The 23,377-nt window shown below is 69.0% G+C and carries 20 protein-coding genes, 1 tRNA gene and 1 riboswitch; of the genes, 6 read left to right on the plus strand and 15 right to left on the minus strand.

Features of this window, described 5'->3' with window-relative positions; all coding sequences use genetic code 11:
• Window positions 1-7 precede the first annotated feature (7 nt).
• The 6 genes from ACYQ0J_RS09545 to mutM all read left to right on the plus strand — a co-directional run bounded on the left by ACYQ0J_RS09545 (window position 8) and on the right by mutM (window position 3,234).
• On the plus strand, window positions 8-1,381 hold the full coding sequence (locus ACYQ0J_RS09545; protein ID WP_460171918.1) for an FAD-binding oxidoreductase: 1,374 nt from the start codon (window positions 8-10) through the stop codon (window positions 1,379-1,381).
• 13 nt (window positions 1,382-1,394) lie between these two features.
• Window positions 1,395-1,471, plus strand: a tRNA-Met gene (locus ACYQ0J_RS09550).
• A 52-nt stretch (window positions 1,472-1,523) separates the two neighbouring features.
• Window positions 1,524-1,760 carry a 4a-hydroxytetrahydrobiopterin dehydratase gene (locus ACYQ0J_RS09555; protein ID WP_460171919.1) on the plus strand — a complete coding sequence of 79 codons (237 nt, stop codon included), beginning with the start codon at window positions 1,524-1,526 and terminating at the stop codon, window positions 1,758-1,760.
• Window positions 1,761-1,774: 14 nt separating this feature from the next.
• Window positions 1,775-2,152 carry an acyl-CoA thioesterase gene (locus ACYQ0J_RS09560; RefSeq protein WP_460171920.1) on the plus strand — a complete coding sequence of 126 codons (378 nt, stop codon included), beginning with the start codon at window positions 1,775-1,777 and terminating at the stop codon, window positions 2,150-2,152.
• Complete coding sequence (locus ACYQ0J_RS09565) at window positions 2,136-2,447, plus strand: DCC1-like thiol-disulfide oxidoreductase family protein (RefSeq protein ID WP_460171921.1); 312 nt, start codon at window positions 2,136-2,138, stop codon at window positions 2,445-2,447. Before ACYQ0J_RS09560 ends, ACYQ0J_RS09565 begins: the two co-directional genes overlap by 17 nt.
• A complete protein-coding gene (mutM, locus tag ACYQ0J_RS09570) occupies window positions 2,440-3,234 on the plus strand; it encodes a DNA-formamidopyrimidine glycosylase (RefSeq protein ID WP_460171922.1) in 795 nt (264 codons plus the stop codon). The genes ACYQ0J_RS09565 and mutM overlap by 8 nt, the downstream gene beginning before the upstream one ends.
• A gap of 43 nt (window positions 3,235-3,277) precedes the next feature.
• Here the strand turns inward: mutM and ACYQ0J_RS09575 are convergent, their stop codons facing one another.
• The 15 genes from ACYQ0J_RS09575 to ACYQ0J_RS09645 form a co-directional block, all read right to left on the minus strand.
• Complete coding sequence (locus ACYQ0J_RS09575) at window positions 3,278-4,762, minus strand: ABC transporter permease (RefSeq protein WP_460171923.1); 1,485 nt, start codon at window positions 4,760-4,762, stop codon at window positions 3,278-3,280.
• A 113-nt stretch (window positions 4,763-4,875) separates the two neighbouring features.
• The gene (locus ACYQ0J_RS09580) at window positions 4,876-5,910 is read right to left on the minus strand and encodes a thiamine ABC transporter substrate-binding protein (protein ID WP_460171924.1); all 1,035 of its coding nucleotides are present in this window, start codon (window positions 5,908-5,910) and stop codon (window positions 4,876-4,878) included.
• A gap of 21 nt (window positions 5,911-5,931) precedes the next feature.
• A riboswitch (TPP riboswitch) is annotated at window positions 5,932-6,025 on the minus strand.
• A 69-nt stretch (window positions 6,026-6,094) separates the two neighbouring features.
• The gene (locus ACYQ0J_RS09585) at window positions 6,095-6,949 is read right to left on the minus strand and encodes an alpha/beta fold hydrolase (RefSeq protein ID WP_460171925.1); all 855 of its coding nucleotides are present in this window, start codon (window positions 6,947-6,949) and stop codon (window positions 6,095-6,097) included.
• Window positions 6,919-7,158: a hypothetical protein gene (locus ACYQ0J_RS09590; RefSeq protein WP_460171926.1), complete on the minus strand. Its 240-nt coding sequence runs from the start codon at window positions 7,156-7,158 to the stop codon at window positions 6,919-6,921. The genes ACYQ0J_RS09585 and ACYQ0J_RS09590 overlap by 31 nt, the downstream gene beginning before the upstream one ends.
• Window positions 7,155-7,733, minus strand: coding sequence for a fuculose-1-phosphate aldolase (locus ACYQ0J_RS09595; protein WP_460171927.1), 579 nt, complete (start codon window positions 7,731-7,733; stop codon window positions 7,155-7,157). Before ACYQ0J_RS09595 ends, ACYQ0J_RS09590 begins: the two co-directional genes overlap by 4 nt.
• A gap of 119 nt (window positions 7,734-7,852) precedes the next feature.
• Window positions 7,853-12,421, minus strand: coding sequence for a DNA-directed RNA polymerase subunit beta' (rpoC, locus tag ACYQ0J_RS09600; protein WP_460171928.1), 4,569 nt, complete (start codon window positions 12,419-12,421; stop codon window positions 7,853-7,855).
• Between the two features lie 53 nt (window positions 12,422-12,474).
• Window positions 12,475-15,834, minus strand: a complete 3,360-nt coding sequence (gene rpoB / locus ACYQ0J_RS09605; RefSeq protein WP_460171929.1) for a DNA-directed RNA polymerase subunit beta — start codon at window positions 15,832-15,834, stop codon at window positions 12,475-12,477.
• A gap of 183 nt (window positions 15,835-16,017) precedes the next feature.
• Complete coding sequence (locus tag ACYQ0J_RS09610) at window positions 16,018-16,656, minus strand: RNA-binding protein (RefSeq protein ID WP_460171930.1); 639 nt, start codon at window positions 16,654-16,656, stop codon at window positions 16,018-16,020.
• A complete protein-coding gene (gene fabZ, locus ACYQ0J_RS09615; protein ID WP_460171931.1) occupies window positions 16,657-17,082 on the minus strand; it encodes a 3-hydroxyacyl-ACP dehydratase FabZ in 426 nt (141 codons plus the stop codon).
• Between the two features lie 4 nt (window positions 17,083-17,086).
• Entirely contained in the window at window positions 17,087-18,124 is a 1,038-nt protein-coding gene (gene mreB / locus ACYQ0J_RS09620) for a rod shape-determining protein MreB (RefSeq protein ID WP_460171932.1), read from the minus strand.
• Between the two features lie 11 nt (window positions 18,125-18,135).
• Window positions 18,136-19,851 (minus strand): ribonuclease Y, encoded by a 1,716-nt coding sequence (gene rny, locus ACYQ0J_RS09625; protein WP_460171933.1) that lies wholly within the window; start codon window positions 19,849-19,851, stop codon window positions 18,136-18,138.
• The gene (recA, locus tag ACYQ0J_RS09630) at window positions 19,852-20,874 is read right to left on the minus strand and encodes a recombinase RecA (RefSeq protein WP_460171934.1); all 1,023 of its coding nucleotides are present in this window, start codon (window positions 20,872-20,874) and stop codon (window positions 19,852-19,854) included.
• Window positions 20,825-21,418 (minus strand): RNA 2',3'-cyclic phosphodiesterase, encoded by a 594-nt coding sequence (thpR, locus tag ACYQ0J_RS09635; protein WP_460171935.1) that lies wholly within the window; start codon window positions 21,416-21,418, stop codon window positions 20,825-20,827. The genes recA and thpR overlap by 50 nt, the downstream gene beginning before the upstream one ends.
• Entirely contained in the window at window positions 21,415-22,599 is a 1,185-nt protein-coding gene (locus tag ACYQ0J_RS09640; protein ID WP_460171936.1) for a CinA family nicotinamide mononucleotide deamidase-related protein, read from the minus strand. The genes thpR and ACYQ0J_RS09640 overlap by 4 nt, the downstream gene beginning before the upstream one ends.
• Complete coding sequence (locus ACYQ0J_RS09645; RefSeq protein WP_460171937.1) at window positions 22,572-23,348, minus strand: YgfZ/GcvT domain-containing protein; 777 nt, start codon at window positions 23,346-23,348, stop codon at window positions 22,572-22,574. Before ACYQ0J_RS09645 ends, ACYQ0J_RS09640 begins: the two co-directional genes overlap by 28 nt.
• Window positions 23,349-23,377 lie beyond the last annotated feature (29 nt).

Below are 23,377 nucleotides of genomic sequence, written 5' to 3' on the forward strand. Positions count from 1 at the left end.
CAGGTACATGGAAAAGCTGGAGGCCCTAAGGCGCCTCTTTCCGGGAAAGGTGGACCTCTCGGAAAGCGAGCGCCTGCGCCACGGAAAGGACGAGGGCTACCCCGAGGCGAGGCCGGTATTGGCCGTGGTCTACCCGGAAAGCGTGGAGGACGTGCAAAAGGCCCTCCAATGGGCCCGGGCGTGGGGCGTGGCGGTGATCCCCTTCGGGGCGGGGACGAGCCTCGAGGGCCACCTCCTCCCCCTCAAGGAGGCCATCAGCCTGGACCTAAGCCGCATGAACCGGATCCTGGAGGTGCGGCCCCAGGACTTTTCTTGCGTGGTGGAGCCCGGCCTCACCCGCAAAAGCCTCAACGAGGCCCTGAAGGGCACGGGCCTCTTCTTCCCCGTGGACCCGGGGGCGGACGCCTCCTTGGGGGGCATGGCGGCCACCAACGCCAGCGGCACCACCACGGTGCGCTACGGGGGGATGCGGCAGAACGTCCTGGCGCTGCAGGTGGTCCTGGCGAACGGGGAGGTCCTGGAGCTCGGGCGGGGCGTGCGCAAGACCTCCTCGGGCTACGACCTCAAGGACCTCTTCATCGGAAGCGAGGGCACCTTAGGCATCATCACCCGGCTCACCCTGAGGCTCCACCCCCTCCCCGAGCACGTCCACACCCTAAGGGTCTTCTTCCCCGGGGTGGAGGAGGCGGCGGAGGCCAGCTACCGGGTGATGGCCTCGGGGCTTCCCGTGGCGAGGCTGGAACTTTTGGACGAGCTCGCCATGCGGGCCCTGAACCGGTACCTGGGGGCGGGCTTTCCCGAGCGGCCCGCCCTCTTCCTGGAGTTCCACGCCTCCACGAAGGAGGCCCTGGAGGCGGAAAGCGCCTTGGCCCTGGAGCTCGTGCGGGAGGCCGGGGCCTTGGCGGTGGAGGCGGCCAAGACGGAGGAGGAAAGGCGCCGCCAGTGGGAGGCGCGGCACCAGGCCTACTGGGCCCTGGTCCACCTCTTCCCCGGCCACCTTTTCGTGATCACGGACGTGGCCGTCCCCCTCTCCCGGCTTCCCCAGATGGTGCGCTACGCCCAGGGGCTCCTCCAGGAGATGGACCTCACCGGGAACATCCTGGGCCACGTGGGGGACGGAAACTTCCACACCTTGGTTCCCGTCCTCCCCCAGGACTACCCCAAGGCGGAGGCCTACGCGGAAAAGCTGGTGGAAAGGGCCCTGGCCCTGGGGGGCACCTGCACCGCGGAGCACGGGGTGGGCCTCAGGAAAAAGAAGTTCCTCCCCCGGGAGCACGGGGGGTCTTTGGAGTGGATGCGAAAGATTAAGGCTCTCCTGGACCCCGAGGGGCTCCTGAACCCGGGCAAGGTGCTTGACATACCCCCTTCCCCCCCGCTATAGTTAAGGGTGGCGGCGCGGGGTGGAGCAGCCTGGTAGCTCGTCGGGCTCATAACCCGAAGGTCGCGGGTTCAAATCCCGCCCCCGCAACCAGAAGGAAACCCCGGGCACGTTGGGCCCGGGGGGTTTTCCTTATCCTGGGCCCATGGACTGGGAGGTGCGCCAAGACCCCGAGCGCCTGGCCAAGGCCTTCCGCTTCCGGGACTTCCGGGAGGCCTTGGCCTTCGCCCACCGCGTGGGGGAGCTCGCGGAGAGGGAGAACCACCACCCCCGCCTCACGGTGGAGTGGGGCCGGGTGACGGTGGAGTGGTGGACCCACACGGCGGGCGGGATCACGGAGAAGGACCGGCAGATGGCCTGCCTCACCGACGCCCTTCTTTAGTAGCCTGAAGGGGTATGGAGGCGCGCACCCTCGAGCTGGTCTTCCCCGAGCACACCAACCCCTTGGGGGCCGCCTTTGGCGGCTTCGTGCTGGGCCTCATGGACAAGGTGGGCTCGTACGCCGCCGCCCGCAGGGCCAAAAAGCCCGTGGTCACCGTGGCGGTGAGCAGCGTGGAGTTCAAGGTGCCCATCCGCACCGGGGACCTCCTGGAGGTGGTGGCCCGGGTGGTGCGGGTGGGGCGCACCTCCCTCACCGTGGAGGTGGAGGTCTACAAGGAGCGCTTCGGCCAGGAAAACGGCCGCGTGCTCGCCACCAAGGGACAGCTCACCTACGTGGCGGTGAACGAGAAGGGGGAACCGGTGCCGGTGGAGGCCCATGCGGGTGCTGATTGACGCGGATTGCCCCCTCTGCCAGGCCTTGGGGCGGGGCCTGAAGGCCCTGGACCTTAGGGGCACCCTCCGGGTGGAAGCCCTTCAGGAAGCCCGGGACCTCCCCCAGGTGGAACTCCTGCAGGCCCTCCACGTCCTGGAGGGGGACCGGGTGCACCGGGGCTACGCCGCCCTTCTGGCCCTGGGCCGGAGGCTCCCCCTCCTCTGGCCGCTTTACCCCTTCCTCCTGCTGGGGCGGGTGGGGGGCCTGGGGGAAAGGCTCTACGCGGCCCTGGCCCAAAGGAGGCGACGTGCCTGAGCTTCCCGAGGTGGAGACCACCCGGAGGAAGCTCCTCCCCCTCCTCCTGGGGAAGCGCCTCCAGGAGGTGCGCCACCAGGACCCCGCCCGCTACCGCCACACGGAGAGGGCCCGGGGAAAGGCGGTGGAGGGCATCGCCCGGCGGGGCAAGTTTCTCCTCCTTGCCCTTTCCGGCGGCCTGGAGATGGTGGTCCACCTGGGCATGACCGGGGGGTTCCGCCTCCGGGAAACCCCCCACACCCGGGTGGCCTTCCTCTGGGACGGGGGGGCCCTCTTCCTCCACGACCCCCGGCGCTTCGGCCGGATCTGGGTGGTGGAGGAGGGGGACTACCGGGAGATCCCCCTCCTCCGGCGCCTGGGCCCCGAGCCCCTCTCCGAGGCCTTTTGCTTCCCCGCGTTCTGGGAGGGGCTTAGGGGAAGCAAAAAACCCCTCAAGGCCCTCCTCCTGGACCAGACCTTGGCCGCCGGGGTGGGCAACATCTACGCGGACGAGGCCCTCTTCCGCGCTGGGCTAAGCCCCTTCCGCCGGGGCCTGGAGGTGGAGGAGGCGGCGGCCAAGCGGCTCTATAGCGCCATCCGGGAGGTGCTCCTCGAGGCCTTGGCCCTGGGGGGAAGCACCCTCTCCGACCGCACCTACCAGCAGCCCGACGGCCTCCCCGGGGGGTACAAAGAGCGCCATGCGGTCTACGGCCGGGCGGGCCTGCCCTGCCCCCGGTGCGGCCACCCGGTGGCGCGGGGGGTGGTGGCGGGAAGGGGCACCCACTTTTGCCCCCGGTGCCAAACCTGAGCCCTTTTCCGGGGTCCTGGCGCAAGCCAGCATGGGGTGGTATTCAACCCCACCGCCCCCTGCCCCGGTCCAGGAGGTAGAAGAGGAGCCCGGAGAGGAGGGCGAGGGAGGCGGCCATGGCCAGGGCTTCCCGGAAGGGGACCTCCCCCGGCCTCCCCAGGCGCTCGTAGATGCCCAGGGTCAGGGTGGTCCACTCGGGGCGCCAGAGGACGAGGCTCGCCCCGAACTCCCCCAGGATGGCGGCCAGGGCTAGGGCCAGCCCCGACCGCAGGGCAGGCCACACCAAGGGGAGCTCCACGCGGAAAAAGGCCCTAAGGGGCGTGGCCCCCAGGACCCGGGCCGCTTGGATTAGGCTCGGGGAGAGGCTTTTCAGGGCGGGGAGGAGGGCCCGAGCCAAAAGGGGGTAGGCCAGGAGGGCGTAGGCGGTGAGGAGGAGGGGCAAGGAACCCCGCCAGGCGGGGTAGGCCAGGAGGTAGCCCAGGCCCACGGCCACCGGGCTCACCATGAGGGGGAAAAGCCCCAAAAGGTCCAGGAGGCGGCTTCCCCGGGCGGCCGTGGCGTAGGCCACGCCCAGGGGAAGGGCCAGGAGGAGGGCCAGGGCGGTAAAGCGGAGGCTATTCCAGAGGGCCAGGGAAAGGGGGGTGAAGTCCTCCGTGGCCCAGGCGGAGGCCAGGGCCGAGGGGTCGGCGCGGAGGAAGAGGGCCCAAAGGGGGGCGAACAGGAGGAGGAAAAAGGCGGCAAGCCCCGCGCTCCAGGCCCAGGAGGGGGCGGGGAGAAGCTCCCCAGGGGGGAGGGGGTAGGGCCGGAAGCGCAGGTACAGGAGGACCGCCAGGCCCAAGGTGGCCATCTGCAGGAGCATGAGGGCGCTGGCCTCGGGGAAGGCCAGGCGGTAGGCCAGGAGGGTGTAGACCTCCACCTCGAGGGTGGCGTACCGGGGCCCCCCCAGGAGGAGGGGCACCCCGAAGGCGGAGAAGGCGTAGAGGAAGACGAGAAGCCCCGCGGAGGCCAGGGCGGGGAGGAGGAGGGGAAGCCCCACCCGCAGGAGGGCCCGCCAGGGGGTAGCCCCCAGGACCCTGGCCGCCCGCACGGGGCCCTCCAGGCGCACCGCCACGGGAAGCAGGATCCTCAGGGCAAGCCCCAGGTTGTAAAAGACGGCGGCCAGGAGGAGGAGGGTCTTGGTGCCGTAGAGGTCCACCCCCAAAGCCCCCCTGGGGCCGAGGAGGGCCAAAAACCCCAGGGCCACCACCGGGGTGGGGAGGACGAAGGGCAGGAGGGAAAGGGCGAGCAGGGCCTCCCTCATGGGAAACCGCCTCCGGAAGAGGAAGGCCAGGGGGAGGGCCAAGAGGAGGGTGAGGAGGGCGGAAAGAAGGCCGTACTCCAGGCTCCACAGGTAGCGCCCCCAGTAGTAGGGGTTGGTCAGGGCCCTGGCCAACCCCTCCCCCACCCCCAGGGCCAGGATGCGCCCGAGGGGGTAGAAGAGGGCGAAGGCCAGGAAGAGGAGGACGGGAAACCCCGCGAGCCGGACCATACCACCCCATGCCGGCCTAAGCCGGCATGGGGGCCCCGGAGAAAGGGCCCCGTGGGACTTCCGGAGGCCACAGGGCAGATGAAGCCGGACAAAAGGGCATCACGCGGCCCCACTCACCGACGGCCCCGGCGCACCGCCTCGGGGCTTTGCCCCTGGAGGACCACCCTGGTCCACTCCTCAATCCAGCGCTCCCGGTTTTGCGCCATGGCCTTGGGGTCCAGGCGGACGCTCCCCAAGGGCTCGGGGGCGAAGCGGAAGACCTCGGGCAGCCTGGCGTCCCTCCTCGCCGGGTACATCCACATCTCCGTGGGCAGGTTCTCCTGTACGGGCCGGGAAAGGAACCAGTCCACCACCTTCTTGGCCCCCGCCAGGTTCTTGGTCCCCTTCAGAACGCCCACGAACTCCACCTGGAAGAAGGCCAGCTCCGGAAAGAGGTTGCCCGTGGGCGGCTCCTTGTACTTGCCCTCGGAGTAGTAGACCTCGGCGGCCGGGGAGGTGGTGTAGGAGACCACCAAGGGCCTGTCCCCCTTGTAGAGGGTGAAGTGGGTGTAGTAGGCCTCGCTCCACCCCTTGGCCACCCGTACCCCCCCGTCCCTGAGGGCCGCCCAGAAGTCCAGGTAGCCGTCCTCCCCGAAGCGGGCCACGGTGGCCATCAGGAAGGCGAGCCCGGGCGAGCTGGTGGCGGGGTTCTGCACCACCAGAAGCCTGGCGTACTCGGGCCGGGCCAGGTCCTGGGGGGCCTTGGGCAAGGGCCTCTCCTTGAAGAAGGCCCGATCGTAGTTCAGGCTCACCCAGCCGTAGTCCACGGGGAGGGCCCGGAAGGTGGGGTCCAGGAGCAGGGTGGCCTTGAGGTTCGGGATCTCCGGGCTCCGGTAGGGGAGGAGGATGTCGGCCTCCAGGGCCCGGGAGAGGAAGGTGTTGTCAAAGCCGTAGATCACGTCGGCGATGGGAGCCCCCTTGGTGAGGATGGCCCGGTTTAGGGTCTCCCCCGCATCCCCTCCCTTGAGAAAGCGGAGCTTCAGGCCCGTCTCCCGCTCAAACTGGGCGATGAGGTTCTTGTCCAGGGAAAAGCTGGAATGGGTGAGGACCGTGATCTCCTGGGCCAAGGCCAGGGCCAAGAGGACCGAGAAGGCAAGCGCGCGCACCATAAAACCCCTCCTTGTCACCGGGAGGGGCCTCCGTCACCTTCCCTACGCCGGCACTACCCGGATCAGGTTCCAAGGGTATCTCTCAGCCCCTTGTGGGGCACCCCCGGTGACCCCCCTATCCTAGCACAAACGCTTACACCCCCCTCACCCGCCGGGCCCTCCCACCGGGGTCCCCGTGCCGGCATTAGGCCTTGCCCTTCCAAGAGGGCAGGAGGGTCGCAAGAGCGGTCTCCAGGGCCCTGCCAAAGGCCTCCGGCTCGTCAATCCAGGGGAAGTGCCCGGCCCCTGGGACCACGTGGATGGGGGCCTTGAGGCGCTCGGCCACCTCCTCGGCGTAGGGGTAGCTGGTGCCGTCCTTCTCGCCCACCACCACCGCCACCGGCCTGCGGCCAGGGGAAAGGTAGGGGGTGTAGTCCAGGTGCCAAAGGCCGTTTTTCAGGAAGGCCAGGGCGGGGGTATCAGAGCCCAGGATGCCCGAACCCTCCGCCACCCACTCGTACTCCAGGCGCCCGTGGGGGGTGGGGAACATGAGGCGGTCAAAGAGGGCCTTGGGCTCGGCGCGCTCCAGGGCGGCCCTCAGGTTTTCCTCGGGGTCGGGAAGGGGCACCAGGCCCGCGGCCTCCGCCAGGCGGGCGGCCAGCCAGGGAAAGCTCACCCAGGGGGAGAGGAGGATGGCCCCCTCGGCCTCCGGGGCGCGGCGGAGAAGCTCCAGGGCCACCACCGCCCCGAAGCCGTGGGCCAGGAGGCCGAACCGCTCCACCCCCAAGGCCTCGGCCAGGCCCAGGGTGTCCTCCACCAAGGCGTCCACGGTGAAGAGCCTGGGGTCCTCCGGCAGCTCCAGGCTCCGCCCCGAGCCCCGCTGGTCAAAGTAGACCACCCGGAAGTCCTCCAGGTAGTCTTGCAGGCCCTCCCGGAGGGCGTAGGCGTTGCCCCCGGGCCCCCCGTGGAGGACGAAAAGGGCGGGAGCGCGCTCGTCCCCCACGTCCTCCACGTAAAGCTCCGCCTCCCCTACGGGGATGTAGCCGATTTCTTCCCGCATCCCCTATAGACTACCCCATCCTGGAGCGTGAAGGTCCAGACCCGCACGCCCCCCAGACCCCGCGCCTGCGCCTCCGCCTCCTCCGAGGCCCCGAAGACCTGCAAGAGCCACACCCCCTCCCCCTCCAGGAGCCACCAGGGGTGGGGGAGCCTCCTCCCCAGGGCCAGGAGGGCCTCCTTATCCTTCCCCTCCACGAAGAGCACCCTCATCCTGCCCCCCAGAGGCGGTGGTACAGGAGGATCTCCGCGCTCTCCTCCAAGGTGGTGAGGAGGCTGTAGGCCTCCAAGAGCGCCTCCTCAGGGCGTTCCTTGAGCCCCAGGGCGAAGGCCCCGTGGCCCCTCAGGAGGCAGGCCCGGTGCTCCTTTAGGGCCTCGGCCACGGCCAAGGCCGCCTCCTCCGTGGCGGAGACGGTCTTTGGGGCCAGCACCGGCACCTCCTTGAGGTAGTACTGGCCCTCGAGGTCCAAGGGCACGAGCCGGTTCAGGGAGAGGGAAAGGGCCACGGCCACCCGGGGGTGGGCGTGGACCAGGGCCCTGGCCCCCGTGCTGCGGTAGACCTCCCGGTGGATGACGCTCTCCACGCTGGCCTCTGGGGGGACGGGCCCCGAAAGGGGCACCTCCACCAGGTCCTCCGGGGTGAGGCGGGCCTTCTGCACGCCGCTTTTGGTGATGAGAAAGCCCTCCTTGGTGCGCACGGAGAAGTTCCCCGCGGTGGCGGAGATGAGCCTTTGCTGGAAGAGGTCCTCCCCCACCTGGCGGAAGGCGGTGTAGAGCCTGGCCTGCATGGGTCCATTATGGCCCATGGAAGGGGGCGGGGAGGCCTCCCCACCCCCTTAGCCGCGGCCGCGCCACCGGGCCCTTTTGCCTGGGCCCCCATGCGGGCCCAGGCCAGCCCGGGGTGGCCTTACGCCTGCTTCCCCGGCTGCTCCCGGCGCAGGGGCCGGCGCAGGGTGGGCTCCTTGGCCTCCACCGCCTCCTTTCTGGCCTCCTCTATGGCCTTCAAGGTCTTCTTGTCCACCACCTGGGTGAAGCGCACGAAGTCCGAGCCCGTGCCGGCGGGGATGAGGCGGCCCAGGATGACGTTCTCCTTGAGGCCGATGAGCTCGTCCTTCTTCCCGGCGATGGCCGCCTCGGTGAGCACGTGGGTGGTGTTCTGGAAGCTGGCCGCGGAGAGCCAGCTCTTGGTGGAGAGGGCGCTCTTGGTAACCCCCATGAGGAGGGGCCTCCAGGCCACGGGGGTCTTGCCCTCGGCGATGAGCCTTTCGTTCAGGGCTTCCACGTCCCACTTCTCCAGGACCTGGCCCTCCAGGAGGCGGCTTTCCCCGGGGTCGGTGACCTCCACGTACTTCAGCATCTGCCGCACCACGATCTCAATGTGCTTGTCGTGGAGCTTCACCCCCTGGGCCCGGTAGACCTTTTGGATCTCGTCCACCAGGTAGCGCTCCACCGCCTCCGGCCCCCGGGCCTCGAGGAGCTGGTGGGGGTCCACGGCCCCACGGGTCAAGGGCTGGCCCGCCTCCACGTAATCCCCGTCCTTCACCACCAAACGGGCCTCCTTGGGGAGCCTGTACTCCTTGGAGAAGCCCTCGGACTCCACAAAGACGGAGAGCTTGTCCTCCGACTCCTCAATGCGCACCACCCCGTCGATCTCGGAGATGACCGCCTTGGCCTTGGGACGCCGGGCCTCAAAGAGCTCAATCACGCGGGGCAGACCCTGGGTGATGTCGGTGCCCGTGGCCACCCCGCCCGTGTGGAAGGTGCGCATGGTGAGCTGGGTGCCGGGCTCCCCGATGGACTCCGCCGCCACCACCCCCACCGCCTCCCCGATGGACACGGGGCGGGCCATGGAGAGGTCGTAGCCGTAGCACTTCTGGCAGACCCCGTACCGGGTTTGGCAGGTGAGGGGGCTCCGGACGGGGACCTCCCGGATCTCCCCCGCCTCCGCCGCCTTGATGAGGAAGGCCACGTCCTCCAGGGTGAGGTAGCGGCCCTCCTCCAGCCGCTGCCCCAGCACCTCCACCTCCCGGGCCAGGACGCGGCCGTAGAGCCCGGACTCTATGTCCGAGCGCTTCCTGAGGCGCAAGGAGCGGGTCACCTCATCGGGCTGGAAGAGGGGCACGGAGATGAAGTTGGTGGTGCCGCAGTCCGCCTCCCGCACCACGATCTCGTGGGCCACGTCCACCAGCTTCCGCGTGAGGTAGCCGGAGTCGGCGGTGCGGAGGGCGGTGTCCGCCCCGCCCTTACGGGCCCCGTGGCTACTGATGAAGTACTCCAAGACGGTGAGACCCTCGCGGAAGGAGGAGCGCACGGGCACCTCGAAGGTCTCCCCCGAGGGCTTCTGCATGAGGCCGCGCATGCCACAGAGCTGGCGGATCTGCTGCGGGTTACCCCGGGCCCCGGACTGGGCCATCACGTAGAGGGGGTTGAAGGGGTAGTTCTCCTCAAAGTTCTTGAAGACCGCCTGGGTGATCTTCTCCGTGGTCTCCGTCCAGAGCTGGATCACCTGGTCGTAGCGCTCCCGGTCCGTGAGGAAGCCCATCTCGTAGGCCTGCTCAATCTGCAGGAGCTTCCTGTCGGCCTCCTCCAGGAACCTCTGCTTCTCCGGCGGGATGACCGCGTCGTCAATACCGATGGTGATGCCGCTGGTGGTGGAAAGGGTAAAGCCGTAGTACTTGAGGGCGTCCAGGAGGCGGGCGGTCTTCTCGATCCCCAGGCGCAGGAAGGACTGGTAGACCAGGTCCTTGAGGGAGTTCTTCTCCTGGGGGACGTCCATCTGGATGAGCTCCTGGGCCACCTTCTCGTCCCCCACGGCCTCCCCCACGATGCGGGCGAAGAGCACCCGGCCCGGGCTCGTCTCCAGACGCTTGCCCAGGTACCGCACCGTGACCACGTCCTGCAGGTCCAGGTACCCGTGGGCCACGGCCAGAAGGGCCTCGTCGGGGCTGGCGAAGACGAACTTGAGGCGGCCCACGCTGGTCTCCTTGCCCGCCACCCGGATGGGGGCGTTCAGGGCCACCTCGCCCCGCTCGTAGGCGGCCAGGGCCTCCTCCGGGGTGGCGAACTCCAGGCCCGCCCCCTTCTTCTCCCGCCGCACCTGGGTGATGTAGTAGAGGCCCAGGATGATGTCCCGGCTGGGCTTGGCCAGGGGCTCCCCGGAGGCCGGGGAGAGGAGGTTGTGGGCGGAGAGCATCTGGACGCGGGCCTCCGCCTGGGCGAAGGAGGAGAGGGGCACGTGCACCGCCATCTGGTCCCCGTCGAAGTCGGCGTTGAAGGCCTCGCACACCAGGGGGTGGAGTTGGATGGACTGCCCCTCCACCAGGACGGGCTGGAAGGCCTGGATCCCCAGCCGGTGCAGGGTGGGGGCCCGGTTCAGGAGGACCACCTTGCCGTGGATGACCTCCTCCAGGGCGTCCCACACCTCGTCCTTGATGTCCCGCTGCCTCTCCAGCATGCGCCGCGCCGCCTTGACGTTGGGGGCGATGCCCTTCTCCTCCATCTTCTTGAGGAGGAAGGGCTTGAAGAGCTCCAGGGCCATGCGCTTGGGCAGGCCGCACTGGTGGAGCTTGAGCTGGGGCCCCACCACGATCACGCTTCGGCCCGAGTAGTCCACCCGCTTGCCCAGGAGGTTCTGGCGGAAGCGGCCCTGCTTGCCGGAGAGGATGTCGGTGAGGCTCCTTAGGGGGCGCTCCGAACCGGGGTTGGTGACGGGGGCCCCCCGGCGGCCGTTGTCAATCACCGCATCCACCGCCTCCTGGAGCATGCGCTTCTCGTTGCGGATGATGATCTCCGGGGCCCCCTGGGCCAGGAGCTTCTTGAGGCGGTTGTTGCGGTTGATGAGGCGGCGGTAGAGGTCGTTGAGGTCGCTGGTGGCGAAGCGGCCCCCGTCCACCTGGACCATGGGGCGGAGGTCGGGGGGCAGGACGGGCACCGCCTCCAACACCATCCACTCGGGGCGGTTGCCGGAGTCCAGGAAGGCCCGCACCACCTCGAGGCGCTTCCTGGCCTTGGCCCGGCGGGCCCGGGAGGGGTGCTTCATCTCCTCCAGAAGCTCCGCCTCCAGCTTCTCCAGGTCCAGCTCCTTCAGCAGGACCTGGATGGCCTCGGCCCCCATGCGGGCGTCGATGTCGTAAGACTCCACCACCCGCACCACGTTGCGGACCAGGTCCACCTCCACCCGGCCGTAGATCTCGCTCTTCACCCTCCCCCCATCCGCCAGGACATCCCCCGGGGCCACCCGGTCCCCAGTGGTCACCTCCACGTCCTCCACGAAGGGGTAGAGGCAGGCCTTCATCACCACGATGCTGGCGGGCTCGTGGAGGTGGACCACCCCCTCGGCCTCGGCGATGACCTCCTCCTCCGGGTCAATGGCGGCCACGATCTTGTCGCCGGCCTCCACCCTCGCCCCCTCCGGCACCACCACGTTCATGTGGGGGGCCACCCGGTAGTCCTTGGGCTCGGTCCACTCCAGGAAGAGGGTGAGGTAGACCCGGTCCCCCTCCTCCTCGGCCTCCACCTCCTTGGCAGCCATGTGGCGGGGCAGGCGCAGGAGGCCCCGGCCCTCGGCCAGGGGCTGGCCCTTCTCCACGATCTCCCCCGGGACCACCTGGGGGGTCATGCCCACGGGGAGGAAGTAGGTGGCCACAGGTTCGTCCTCCTGAAGGAGGGTGAGGAAGGCGCCCTCCTCCAGCTCCCGAAGCTCCACCACCCCCGCCTCCTCGGCCCGGAGGAGGTAGGGCTCGGCGAGCTCGGCCAGGACCTCCCCCGGCTTGTAGCTTTCCTTCTCCACCCAGGCGGAAAGGGGCAGGATGAGGGCGGCCCGCTCCTTCTTCAGGTAGTCCACCCGCACCCGGCGGGGGAAGCGGTAGAGGGCCACCCCGTCCATGCGGCTCACCACCCCGGGGGCGAGCTCCTGGCCCTTCACCACCTCCTCCCCGTCCTTCACCAGGGCGTCCACCCCCTGGAGGGGATAGGTCTCCTGCTTGCCGAAGCGGAGCTCCCGGTACTCCTCGTCGGTGAGGAGCTGGCGCTTCTCCACCGGCACCCCGTTCAGCACCGCCCCCTTGGGGTCCAGGACGATGTACTTGCTGAAGTAGAGGACCTGCTCCAGCTCGGTGGCGGAGAGGTCCAGGAGGGTGCCGATCTTGGAGGGCACGTCCTTGACGAACCAGATGTGGGCCGCGGGGGTGGCGAGCTCGATGTGCCCCATGCGGTAGCGGCGCACGATGCTCTTGGTCACCTCCACCCCGCAGCGCTCGCACACCTTGCCCTCAAAGCGCTGGCGCTTGTACTTGCCACAGGCGCACTCGTAGTCCTTGGTGGGGCCGAAGATACGCTCGTCAAAAAGCCCGTCCCGCTCGGGCTTGAGGGTGCGGTAGTTGATGGTCTCGGGCTTCTCCACCTCCCCGTAGCTCCAGGAGCGGATCTTCTCCGGGGAGGCCAGGGCGATGCGGACCTTGCGGACTTCCTTTCTCATTCTTCCTCCGTGTGTTTGCCTTCCGGGCAAAGCATCCCGCTCTTCGCCAATGGCTACCGCTTGGACGCCAGCCCCTCAAAGATGTCCACGGGGTTGTCCCTTTCGTCCAGGGTCTGCACGTCCAGGGCCAGGGCCTGGAGCTCCTTCACCAAAACCCGGAAGGACTCGGGCACGCTGGGCTCGGGCACGTCCTCCCCCTTGATGATGGCCTCGTAGGCGGCGTTCCTGCCCTCAATGTCGTCGGACTTCAGGGTGAGCATCTCCTGCAGGGTGTGGGCGGCCCCGTAGGCCTCGAGGGCCCAGACCTCCATCTCCCCGAAGCGCTGGCCGCCGAACTGGGCCTTGCCCCCCAGGGGCTGTTGGGTGATGAGGGAGTAGGGGCCGGTGGAGCGGGCGTGCATCTTGTCCTCCACCATGTGGTAGAGCTTCATGATGAACATCTGCCCCACCACGATGGGGCCTTCCAGGGGCTCCCCGGAACGGCCATCGTAGAGGACCACCTTCCCCTGGACGAAAAGCTCCCGAAGTTGCTCCTCGGGGCTCTTGCCCGGGCTCACCAGGCCCAGCTTCTCCGCCCGGGCCAGGACCTCCAGCTCCCGCTTGTCCACCCCGAAGCCCTCCTCCTTGCGCCGGCCAAAGTAGAGGTCAAAGGCTTCGGCCAGAAGGGCCTTGACCTCCGGCTCCGTGGCCCCGTCGAAGACCGGGGAGATGTAGCGCTGGCCCAGGAAGAACCCCGCCAGGCCCAGGTGGGTCTCCAGGATCTGGCCCAGGTTCATGCGGCTGGGCACGCCCAGGGGGTTCAGGATGATGTCCACCGGGGTGCCGTCCGGCAGGTGGGGCATGTCCTCCACGGGGAGGATCTTGGCCACCACCCCCTTGTTCCCGTGGCGGTTGGCCAGCTTGTCCCCCACCTGGAGCTTGCGCTTCTGGGCCACGTAGACCCGCACCACCTCCCGCACCCCGGGCTTCAGCTCCACCCCGGGGTCCCCCCGGCGCAGGCGCAGGGTACCCACCACGATCCCCCCTTCCCCCGGGGGCACCCGCAGGGAGGTGTCCTTCACGTCCCGGGCCTTCTCGCCGAAGATGGAGCGCAAGAGGCGTTCCTCGGGGGAGGGCTCCTGCTCCCCCTTAAAGCTGGTGCGCCCCACCAGGATGTCGCCGGGCTTCACCTCCGCCCCGATCCGCACCACCCCTTCCTCGTCCAGGTCGCGAAGGGCGGCCTCGGAGAGGTGGGGGATGTCCCGGGTGATGCGCTCCGGGCCCAGCTTGGTGTCCCGGGCCTCTATCTCGTAGCGCTCGATGTGGATGGAGGTGTAGAAGTCCCGCTTGAGAAGCTCCTCGCTGATGACGATGGCGTCCTCAAAGTTGTAGCCGTCAAAGGGCATGATGGCCACCAGGACGTTCTGCCCCAGGGCCAAGAAGCCCTCCTCGGAGGCGGGGCCGTCCGCGAGCAGGTCCCCCTTCCTCACCCGCTGTCCCACCACCACCCGGGGCCGCTGGTCTAAGGCGGTGCCCTGGTTGGAGCGCACGAAGCGGCGCAGGGTGTACTCCACCAGGCGGCCGTCCGCGTAGCGCACGGCGATGCGGCGACCGTCCACCGCCACCACCTCCCCGTCCTCCTCCGCGTAGACCGCGGCCAGGGAGTCCCGCACCACCCGCTCCTCGAGGCCCGTCATCACCACCGGCGCCTGGGCCCGGATGAGGGGCACCGCCTGGGTCTGCATGTTGGAACCCATGAGGGCCCGGTTGGCGTCGTCGTGCTCCAGGAAGGGGATGAGGTTGGTGTTCACGGAGAAGACCTGCTTGGGGGAGACGTCCATGAACTCCACCTCTTCCGGGCTCACGATCACGGGCTCCCCCTTCCTCCGGGCCACCACCCGGTCGGTGGCGATGCGGTCGCCTTCCAAGGGGGTGTTGGCCTGGGCGATGGTGTAGCGGTCCTCCTCGGTGGCGGTCATGTAGACCACCTCGTCCGTGACCACCCCGTGCTTCACCCGGCGGTAGGGGGTGCGGATGAAGCCCAGGTCGTCCACCCGGGCGTAGGCGGCCAGGGAGGTGATGAGGCCGATGTTGGCCCCTTCCGGGGTCTCCACCGGGCAGATGCGGCCGTAGTGGGTGCGGTGCACGTCCCGCACGTCGAAGCCCGCCCGCTCCCGGGTGAGGCCCCCGGGGCCCAGGGCGGAGATCCGGCGCTTGTGCCTGAGGGAGGAGAGGGGGTTGGTCTCGTCCTTGAACTGGGAGAGCTGGCTGCGGCCGAAGAACTCCCGGATGGCCGCCTCCAGGGGCCGGTTGTTCACCAGCTTGGCCGGGGTCAGGGTGTCGGAGGCCCCCATGAGCATCCGCTCCCGCACCCCCCGGGCCAGGCGCGAGAGCCCCACCCGGAACTGGTCAGCCATGAGCTCGCCCACGGTGCGGATGCGGCGGTTGCCCAGGTGGTCGATGTCGTCCACCTCGTGGCCCGGCACCCCGGCGGTGAGGGCGAAGAGGTAGCGCAGGGTGGGGAGGAAGACCTCGTCCTTAAACTCTCCGTCCTCAAAGCGCACCAGGGTGCGCCCGGAGAGGGCGATCCCCAGCTTCTCCTCCGCCTTGTACCGGCCCGCCTCCCCCAGGTCGTAGCGCTTGGGGTCGGCCAGGAGGCCAAAGAGGTAGGCCAGGGCCTTGTCCCGCTTGGGGGGATCCCCGGGGCGGAGGAGGGTGAAGAGGCGCACCAGGGCCTCCTCGGGGCGCATGGCGAGCACCCCCTCGTCCAAAAGCCCCTGCACCAGGTCCCCGTAGGCGCCAAGCTCCCGGTTCAGGGTCTCGGCCTCGTACCCCAGGACCCGGAGGAGGAGGATCAGGGGGAACTTGCGCTTGTTGACCTTCATGGAAACGGCGCCGCTCTGCTCCACCTCCAGGTCAATCCAAGGCCCCCGCTTGGGCAGGGGGATGATGCTGGCCACGTAGCGCCCGGGGCGGGCGGGGTCCGGGGTGAAGTAGACCCCGGGGGAGCGGTGGATCTGGGAGACGATCACCCGGTCGGCCCCGTTCACGATGAAGGAGCCGTCCTCGGTCATGAGGGGCAGGTGCCCCAGGAAGACCTCGTCCTCCTTGATGAGGCCCGTGTCCTTGTGGATGAGCTGAAGCCGGGCGTAGAGGGGGGCTTGGTAGGTGAGGTCCTTCTCCCGGCACTCGTCCTGGGAGAAGGGGGGCTCCCCCAAACGGTACTCCAAAAAGTCCAGCACCAGGCCGCCCTTGCCCTTGTCGCCCTCCTCCACGGGGAAGGTTTCCTTGAAGGCCGCCTGGATGCCCACGTTCTCCCGCTGGTGCGGGGGAACGTCCGCCTGCAGGGCCCTTCTGTAGGACTCCACCTGGATTTCCGTGAGGGGCGGAAGGGGAATGACCTCTCGGATGCGACCGAACCGCTTAATCTCCATGCGTCACCTCAAACGGGGAAGCGGGCCGCCCGAGGTAAGCTAACAGGGTTCTTCCGCAAGGGCACCTGCCCTTGCGGCGGCTGGCTCTTACCGTGCTCCCTTGGCCCGACCAAAGAGCACAAACCTTAGCCTAAAGGACCCCCCCAAGTCCCGTCAAGCCCAAACCCGAACCCGATGGTCTTCCTAGCGCTCCACCTCCACCTTGATTTTATAGTTCCCCCGCCGGGTTTCGCCAAGTACCTCCAGGAGCTTGAGGCTCCCCAGCCCCTCCGCAAAGAGGGTGTCCCCGGGGGCCATCTCGTCCTTGGGAGAGGCCACACGCCCCTTGAGGCGCACCTTCCCCGCCTTGACCCCCTGGGCGAAGTAGGTGCGGGACACCCCGAAGCCCTTGGCCCCCACGGCGTCCACCCGCAAGGAGGGCACCACCAGGGTGCGCACCCGCTCGCTCGCCGCCCGCAAGGCCCCCTCGGGCGGGGGCAAGGGCCGGTAGCCCGCCTCCTCCAGGGCCCGCTTTCCCCCAGGCAGCAGGGCCACCAGGAAGCCCCCCTCCCACGCCTCCAGGTCCCCCATGGCCTCGCCCAGGTCCGGGGGCTCCTTCTCCAGGAAGTAGACCTCCACGGGGTCGTGCACGGAAGGGATCTCCGGCGGGTAGAGCACCGCCACCTTGCGCTCCGCCAGGGGGAACCCCCCGAAGAAGGCCACCCTGAGCCCTTCCCTCCGGGCCTCTTCCAGGAGCAGGGCCTGGGCCTCGAGGTCCAAGAACCCCGTTTGCACCACCCGCCCGCCCCGGGCCCGCTTGAGGTAAGCCGAGAGGTCGGCCACCTACCCCTCCCGCACCGCGAAGCTCAAGGTGGCGTGCGCCCGCTCCTCCCCCTCCACCAGGGCCCGCACCGCCACCTTGCCCAGGCCCCGGCGGAAGAGGAGGAGCTCCCCCTCCAGGATCAGGGTGTCCCCCGGACCCACGGGCTTCTTGAAACGGGCCTCCTCCACCCCCACCAGAAAGACCAGCCCCCCGGGCTTGAAGCCGGGTTGCCGGGCGATGGTGCCCACCGCCGCCTGGGCCATGGCCTCCAGGATCAGGACCCCGGGCATGATGGGGTAACCGGGGAAGTGGCCCTGGAAGTGGGGTTCGTTGAAGGTGACGTTCTTGAGGGCCTTGAAGCGCCTCTCGTCCGCCTCCAGGACCCGGTCTATGAGGAGGAAGGGGTAGCGGTGGGGAAGGAGCCTCAGGATCTCCCCGATCTCCACGGCCTCACCTCTTCAGCACGTCGTCGGAGGAAAGGATGGTGTCCTCCAGCACGTGGAGCATCTCCAGGGCCTTCCCCGTGCCCAAGGCCACCGCCTCAATGGGGTTTTCCGCCACCACCACCGGCACCCCCGTGGCCTCCTGCAGGGCCACGTCCAGGTTCCTGAGGAGGGCCCCACCCCCGGTGAGGAGGATGCCCCGCTCGTAGATGTCCGAGGCCAGCTCGGGAGGGGTGGTTTCCAAGACCCCCTTCACCCCCTGGAAGATCTTCTCCAGGGGCTCCCTCAGGGCCTCCACGATGTCCTCCGCGGGGATTTCCGCGGTGCGGGGAAGGCCGGAGATGAGGTCCCGGCCCCGGACCTCGGCCACCTCCCTTTCCTCCCCCGGCAGGACCTTGGCCCGGCCCAGCTGGATCTTGAGCTCCTCCGCGGTGCGCTCCCCGATGAGCAGGTTGTACCTCTGCCGGACGAAGCGGATGATGGCCTGGTCCATCTCGTTCCCGGCGATGCGGAGGCTTTCCGAGCGCACGATCCCGCCCAAGGAGATGACGGCGATGTCCGTGGAGCCGCCCCCGATGTCCACCACCATGCTCCCCGTGGGCTCGGCCACGTTGATCCCCGCCCCGATGGCGGCCGCCAAGGGTTCCTCAATGAGGTAGACCTTGTGGGCCAGGGTGGAGACGGCCTGGACCACGGCCCGCCGCTCCACGTCCGTCACCCCGGAGGGAACCCCCACCATGATCCGCACCCGCCCCTTGAAGAGGCGGCTCATGGGGGAGAGGACCTTCTGCAGGAAGAGGAGGAGCATCTTCTCCGTGAGGGCGTAGTCGGCGATGACCCCGTCCTTAAGGGGGCGCACGGCCACGATGTTCCCGGGGGTGCGCCCGAGCATCCGGTAGGCCTCCGCCCCCACGGCCTTCACCTCCCGCTTCCCCTGGACCACGGCGATGACGGAGGGCTCCTTAAGGACGATCCCCTTCCCCCGCACGTAGATGAGGACGCTGGCCGTCCCCAGGTCAATGCCGATGTCTTCGCCTTTAAGCATAGCGCCTCACTTCACCTAGCGTACTCCACCGCCCGGGTCTCCCGCACCACGGTCACCTGGACCTGGCCCGGGTAGTTCATCTCCTTCTCAATGCGGCTCGCGATCTCCCGGGCCAGGAGGGTGGCCTTGGCGTCGCTGATCTTCTCCGGCTTGACGATGACCCGCACCTCCCGGCCCGCCTGCACGGCGAAGGCCGTCTCCACCCCGGGGAAGGAGAGAGCGATGCGCTCCAGGGCCTCCAGGCGCTGGAGGTACTCCTCGAGGCTCTCCCGCCTCGCCCCGGGCCGCGCCGCCGAGAGGGCGTCGGCCGCGGCCACCAAAACGGCGTAGAGGGTCTCGGCGTTGTCGGGGTCGTGGTGGTGGGCGATGGCGTCCACCACCTCCTCTGGCTCCCCGAAGCGCCGCGCCAGGGCGATGCCGATCTCCACGTGGCTTCCCTCCACCTCCCGGTCCACGCTCTTGCCGATGTCGTGGAGGAGCCCGGCCCTCCGGGCGAGGGCGGCGTCCAGGCCAAGCTCCGCTGCCATGATCCCGGCAAGGTGGGCCACCTGGATGGAGTGCTTGAGGACGTTCTGCCCGTAGCTGGAGCGGAAGTGGAGCCGGCCCAAAAGCTGGATGAGTCCGGGCTTCAGGCCCACCACCCCGGCCTCCAGGGCCGCCTCCTCCCCCCTTTCGTAGATGAAGGTCTTCATCTCCTGCTTGGCCTTCTCCACCACCTCCTCAATGCGGCTTGGGTGGATGCGGCCGTCCTTCAAAAGCTCCTCCAGGGCCATGCGGGCGATCTCGCGGCGGATGGGGTTGAAGGAGGAGAGGAGGACGGCGTCCGGGGTGTCGTCAATGATGAGGTCCACCCCCGTGAGGGCCTCAAAGGTGCGGATGTTGCGGCCTTCCCGGCCAATGATGCGCCCCTTCATGGCGTCGGAGGGGATGGGCACCACGGTGACGGCGAGCTGGGCCGCGGTCTCCGAGGCCTGGCGCTGCATGGCCTGGGCCAGGATCTTCTGGGCCTCCCGCCTGGCCTCGAGGCGGGCCCGCTCCAAGGCCGCCCGCACCCTCTGGGCCTTTTCCTCCTCCAGCTCCTGGTCCAGCTTCTCCAAGATGAGCCGCCTGGCCTCCTCCGGGGAGAGGCCCGCCACCTGGTAGAGCCGCCGCTCCACCTCCTTCTCCCGCTCCAAAAGCTGGCCTTCCCGCTCCCTCAGGGCCTCTTCCCGCCGGCTCAGGGCCTCCTCCAGGGCGTCCAGCTTTAGGGCCCGGGCGTCCAGGGCCTCGCCCCGCTTGGAAAGCCGCTCCGCCTCCCGGCGAAGCTCCTCGCGCTCCTCCTTCAGGCGCTCCCTTTCCCCTTTAAGCTCCTCCTGAAGCGCCTTCAAGCGCTCCCTTTCCCCCTTTAACTCCTCCCGCTCGGCCTTTAGGCGCTCTTCCGCCGCCAAAAGCCGCTTCTTGGCCTCGGCCTCCAGGGCCTCCGCCCGCCTCTTGTGCTCCGCTTCCAGCTCCTGGCGGAGGGCGCTGGCCCTCGCCTCCGCCTCTTCCCGCAGGGCCTTGGCCTCCTGGCGGGCCGCCTCCAGGATCTCCCGGGCTTCCTTCCGGGCGGCCTCGAGGGCCTCCCGGGCCTCCACCTTGGCGGCCTCCAGGATGCCCCTGGCCTCCTGCCCATCCCCTTTGCGCCTCAGGAAGAGGGCCGAAGCCAAGAGGAGGACCAGGAGCAAAAGCACCAGGTCCAAAAGCGTCATCTACTCCCCCTCTTCCTCGCTGGCGGCCAACACCACTTCCCCGGCCCGCTCCAGCACCTTGGCCCGGATCTCTTGCAAAAGCTCGGGCCTTTCCCGGAGGTACTCCGCCGCCTTCTCCTTGCCCTGGCCGAGGCGCTCCTCCCCGTAGGAGAACCAGCTCCCCGCCTTGTCTATGACCCCTGCGGCCACGGCCACGTTCACCAGGTCCATCACCGGGTCCAGGCCCCGGCCGAAGTAGATCTCCAGCTCCGCCTCGCGGAAGGGCGGGGCCAGCTTGTTCTTCACCACCTTCACCTTGACCTTGATGCCCACCGCCTCGTTGCCCACCTTGATGGGCTGGCCGCTTTTGCGCACGTCCAGGCGCACGCTGGAGTAGAACTTCAGGGCCCGGCCGCCGGGAGTGGTCTCGGGGTTCCCGTACATCACCCCCACCTTTTCCCGCACCTGGTTGATGAAGATGGCGGCGGTGTTGCTCTTGGAGAGGACCGCGGTGAGCTTGCGCAGGGCCTGGCTCATGAGGCGGGCCTGGAGGCCCACGTGCTGGTCCCCCATCTCCCCCTCAATTTCCGCCTTGGGCACCAGGGCGGCCACGGAGTCCACCACGATCACGTCCACCGCCCCCGAGCGGGCCAGGAGCTCCACGATCTCCAGGGCCTGTTCCCCGGTATCCGGCTGGGAGACCAGGAGGTCCTCCACCTGCACCCCGAGCTTCTGGGCGTAGAGGGGGTCCAGGGCGTGCTCCGCGTCCACGAAGGCGGCCACCCCCCCCTGCTTCTGGGCCTGGGCGATGATGGTCAGGGCCAGGGTGGTCTTGCCCCCGGACTCGGGGCCGTAGATCTCCACCACCCGCCCCCGGGGAATGCCCCCGATGCCCAGGGCCAGGTCCAGGCCCAAGGAGCCCGTGGGAATCACGTCCACCTGGAGCTTGGGCATCTCCCCCAGGCGCATCACCGCGCCCTTGCCAAACTCCTTCTCAATGGTCTTCAGCGTGTTCTCCAGCGCTTTCCTCTTGTTCTCGTCCATGCTCACCTCTCAGCGGGAACTTCTCCAAAATGGTGTACACAGGCCCCTTGGGCCTGAGCTCCGAGCGCACCAGGGCAAACTCGGTGACGGGCCACTCCAGGCCGAAGACCACGGGGGGTACCCGGGGCGCGGGGGCCTTGCGCCGCGCCAGGGTGATGTGGGGTTTGAAGGGCCTGTCCCCCGCCGGCCGCAAGGCCTCCTCCCCCAAGAGCTCCACCACCCCCTGCCTCAGCCCCTCCGCCAAGGGAAGGAAGCCCTCCCCCTCCGCCTTGGCAAACCAGACCCGAGGGGTACCCTCGTTGGGGAAGTAGCCGGTGCCCCGGATGCGGGCGACAAAGGGAGGAAAACGCCGCCCCAGGCGGTGCCCCAGGGCCAAAAGGCCCTCCAAGTCCTCCGCAGGCCTCTCCCCCAGGAAAAGGAGGGTGAGGTGGAGCTGGTGGGGGGCTACCTCCTTCCAGCCCTTGTACCGGGCCACCTGGCCCTGGGCCTCCACCAAGGCCTGCCGCACCGGCTCCGGAAGAAAAACGGCGTAGAAGAGCCTCATGTCAGAAGGAGGGCCAAGGCGGCGTACACGCTCCGGAGCCTGATGGCCTCCCGGTCCCCGGGGAAGCGGTACCGGCGCGCTTCTGTTCCCTTAGGGCCCGCCAGGGCCACGTAGACCGTGCCCACGGGCTCTTCCTCCAAGGGGTCCGGCCCCGCCACCCCGGTGGTGGAAAGGGCATAGGTGGACCCGAAAAGCGCCCGGGCAGCCTCCGCCATGGCCTTGGCCGTCTCGGCGGAGACCGTCTTGGCGAGGAGTTCCTCCGGCACACCGAAGCGGGCCTTGGCCCCTACGGAATAGGATACCACGCCGCCCAGGTATACCCGGCTCGCCCCCGGCACTCGGGTGATCTCCGCCCCCAAAAGCCCCCCGGTGAGGCTCTCCATGGTGGAAAGGGTAGCCCCCTCCAGCTCCAGGCGGCGCTTCACCGCCTCCGCCAGGGTGAGCTCGCCCTCGCCCCAGACCTCCCGCAGAAGCCGCTTCTTGATCCGCTCCGAAAGGTCCGCCACCAGGTCCGCCCGGCCCCTTACCACCACCTCCACCCCCTGAAGCTTGGGGTAGGTGCCCACCTCCACCTCCTCACCCCGCTGAAAGAGTTCCCCCAGGCGCTCCACGATGTCCGACTCCCCGATGCCCCAGGTCTTCAGCACCCTTTCCGCGTAGGGCCTCGAGGGAAGCCCGAGCCTGGGCAAAACCTCCTGCCACATGGGCCGCCACTCCACGGGGGGCCCGGGAAGCAGGACGAGGTCCTTGCCCTCCTTGCGCACCCACCAGCCCGGGGCCGTGCCCCGGGGGTTTTGGAGCCAGGTGGCGGAAGGCACCTTCAGGGCCTGCTTGCGGTTGGCCTCGGGCATGGCCCGGCCCCGGGCGCGGAAGAGGGCTTCGATCTCCAGGAGCACGGCCTCGTCCAGCTCCAAGGGCTCCCCCAGGGCCAGGGCCACCGCCTCCCGGGTGACGTCGTCGGGGGTGGGGCCAAGCCCCCCGGAGAGGACCACGAGCCTGGCCCTTTCCCAGGCCTCCCGCACCTCCCGGGCCAGGGGTCCCACCTCGTCCACCACCCTCAGGGTCCTCTCCACCTTAAGGGCGTAGGGCTTTAGGCTTCTGGCGATCTCCGCGGTGTTGGTGTCCAGGGTTTCCCCGTGGATGAGCTCGGTGCCTACCCCGATGATCTCTGCCCGCTCCATGCCGCCTCCTTGAAGGGGAGGGCCTCCACGAGGTACCGCCCCCCACCCCCTTCCACCAAGGCCCCCAGGGGCACTTCCCGGCGCACCACCCCTAGGCCCAAAGGGCCAAAGGGGGTTTCCTCCAGGCGTTTGGCCTCCCCCACCCTCCGGCCCCCGTGGAGGAGTTCTGCGGGAACCAGGCCAGCCTCCTGGGCCCTAAGCCCCACCAGGCGGTAGGGGACCTCCTTGCCCTCCGTGCGGGCCATGATCTCCTGGCCCACGTAGCACCCCTTGCCGTGATCCACCAGGTGGAGAAGGCCCACGCTCTGGGGGAGCTCCCCCCGGATGTCGGGGAGAAGGGGGAGGCCCTTCAAGAGGGTGTAGAGGGGGTAAAGCGCCTCCGGGTAGGCCCCTTCCCCGCTTGACGCCACCTCCTCCCGCCCGTCCGCACGCACGAGGCGGTACAGGGGAAGCTCCACAAGCTCCACCTGGTCAAAGACGATGTAGCGCTTAAGGCGGGCCTTTAGCCCCTCCAGGGTGCCCCAGGGAGCGAGGAGAAATCCCTCCGGGTGGGGAAAGAGGGTGGCCGCCTCCTCTATCTGGCCCCGGTGGTTCAGGAAGAGGGCCCCGCCCGGACCCGCCAGGCGCCTGAGGTCGCGGGTGCACTGGCCCTGGAGGAAGGTGTGAGCATCGGGGCCCCGCACCAAGAGGAGGCCGGGAAAGGCGAAGTACCCCTCGCCGGCCAGGGCTTTTTCCAAGGCCGCCTCCATGCTCCCCATTATTGACCAAAGGGTCAGGA

Source organism: Thermus sp. FJN-A (assembly GCF_054655095.1).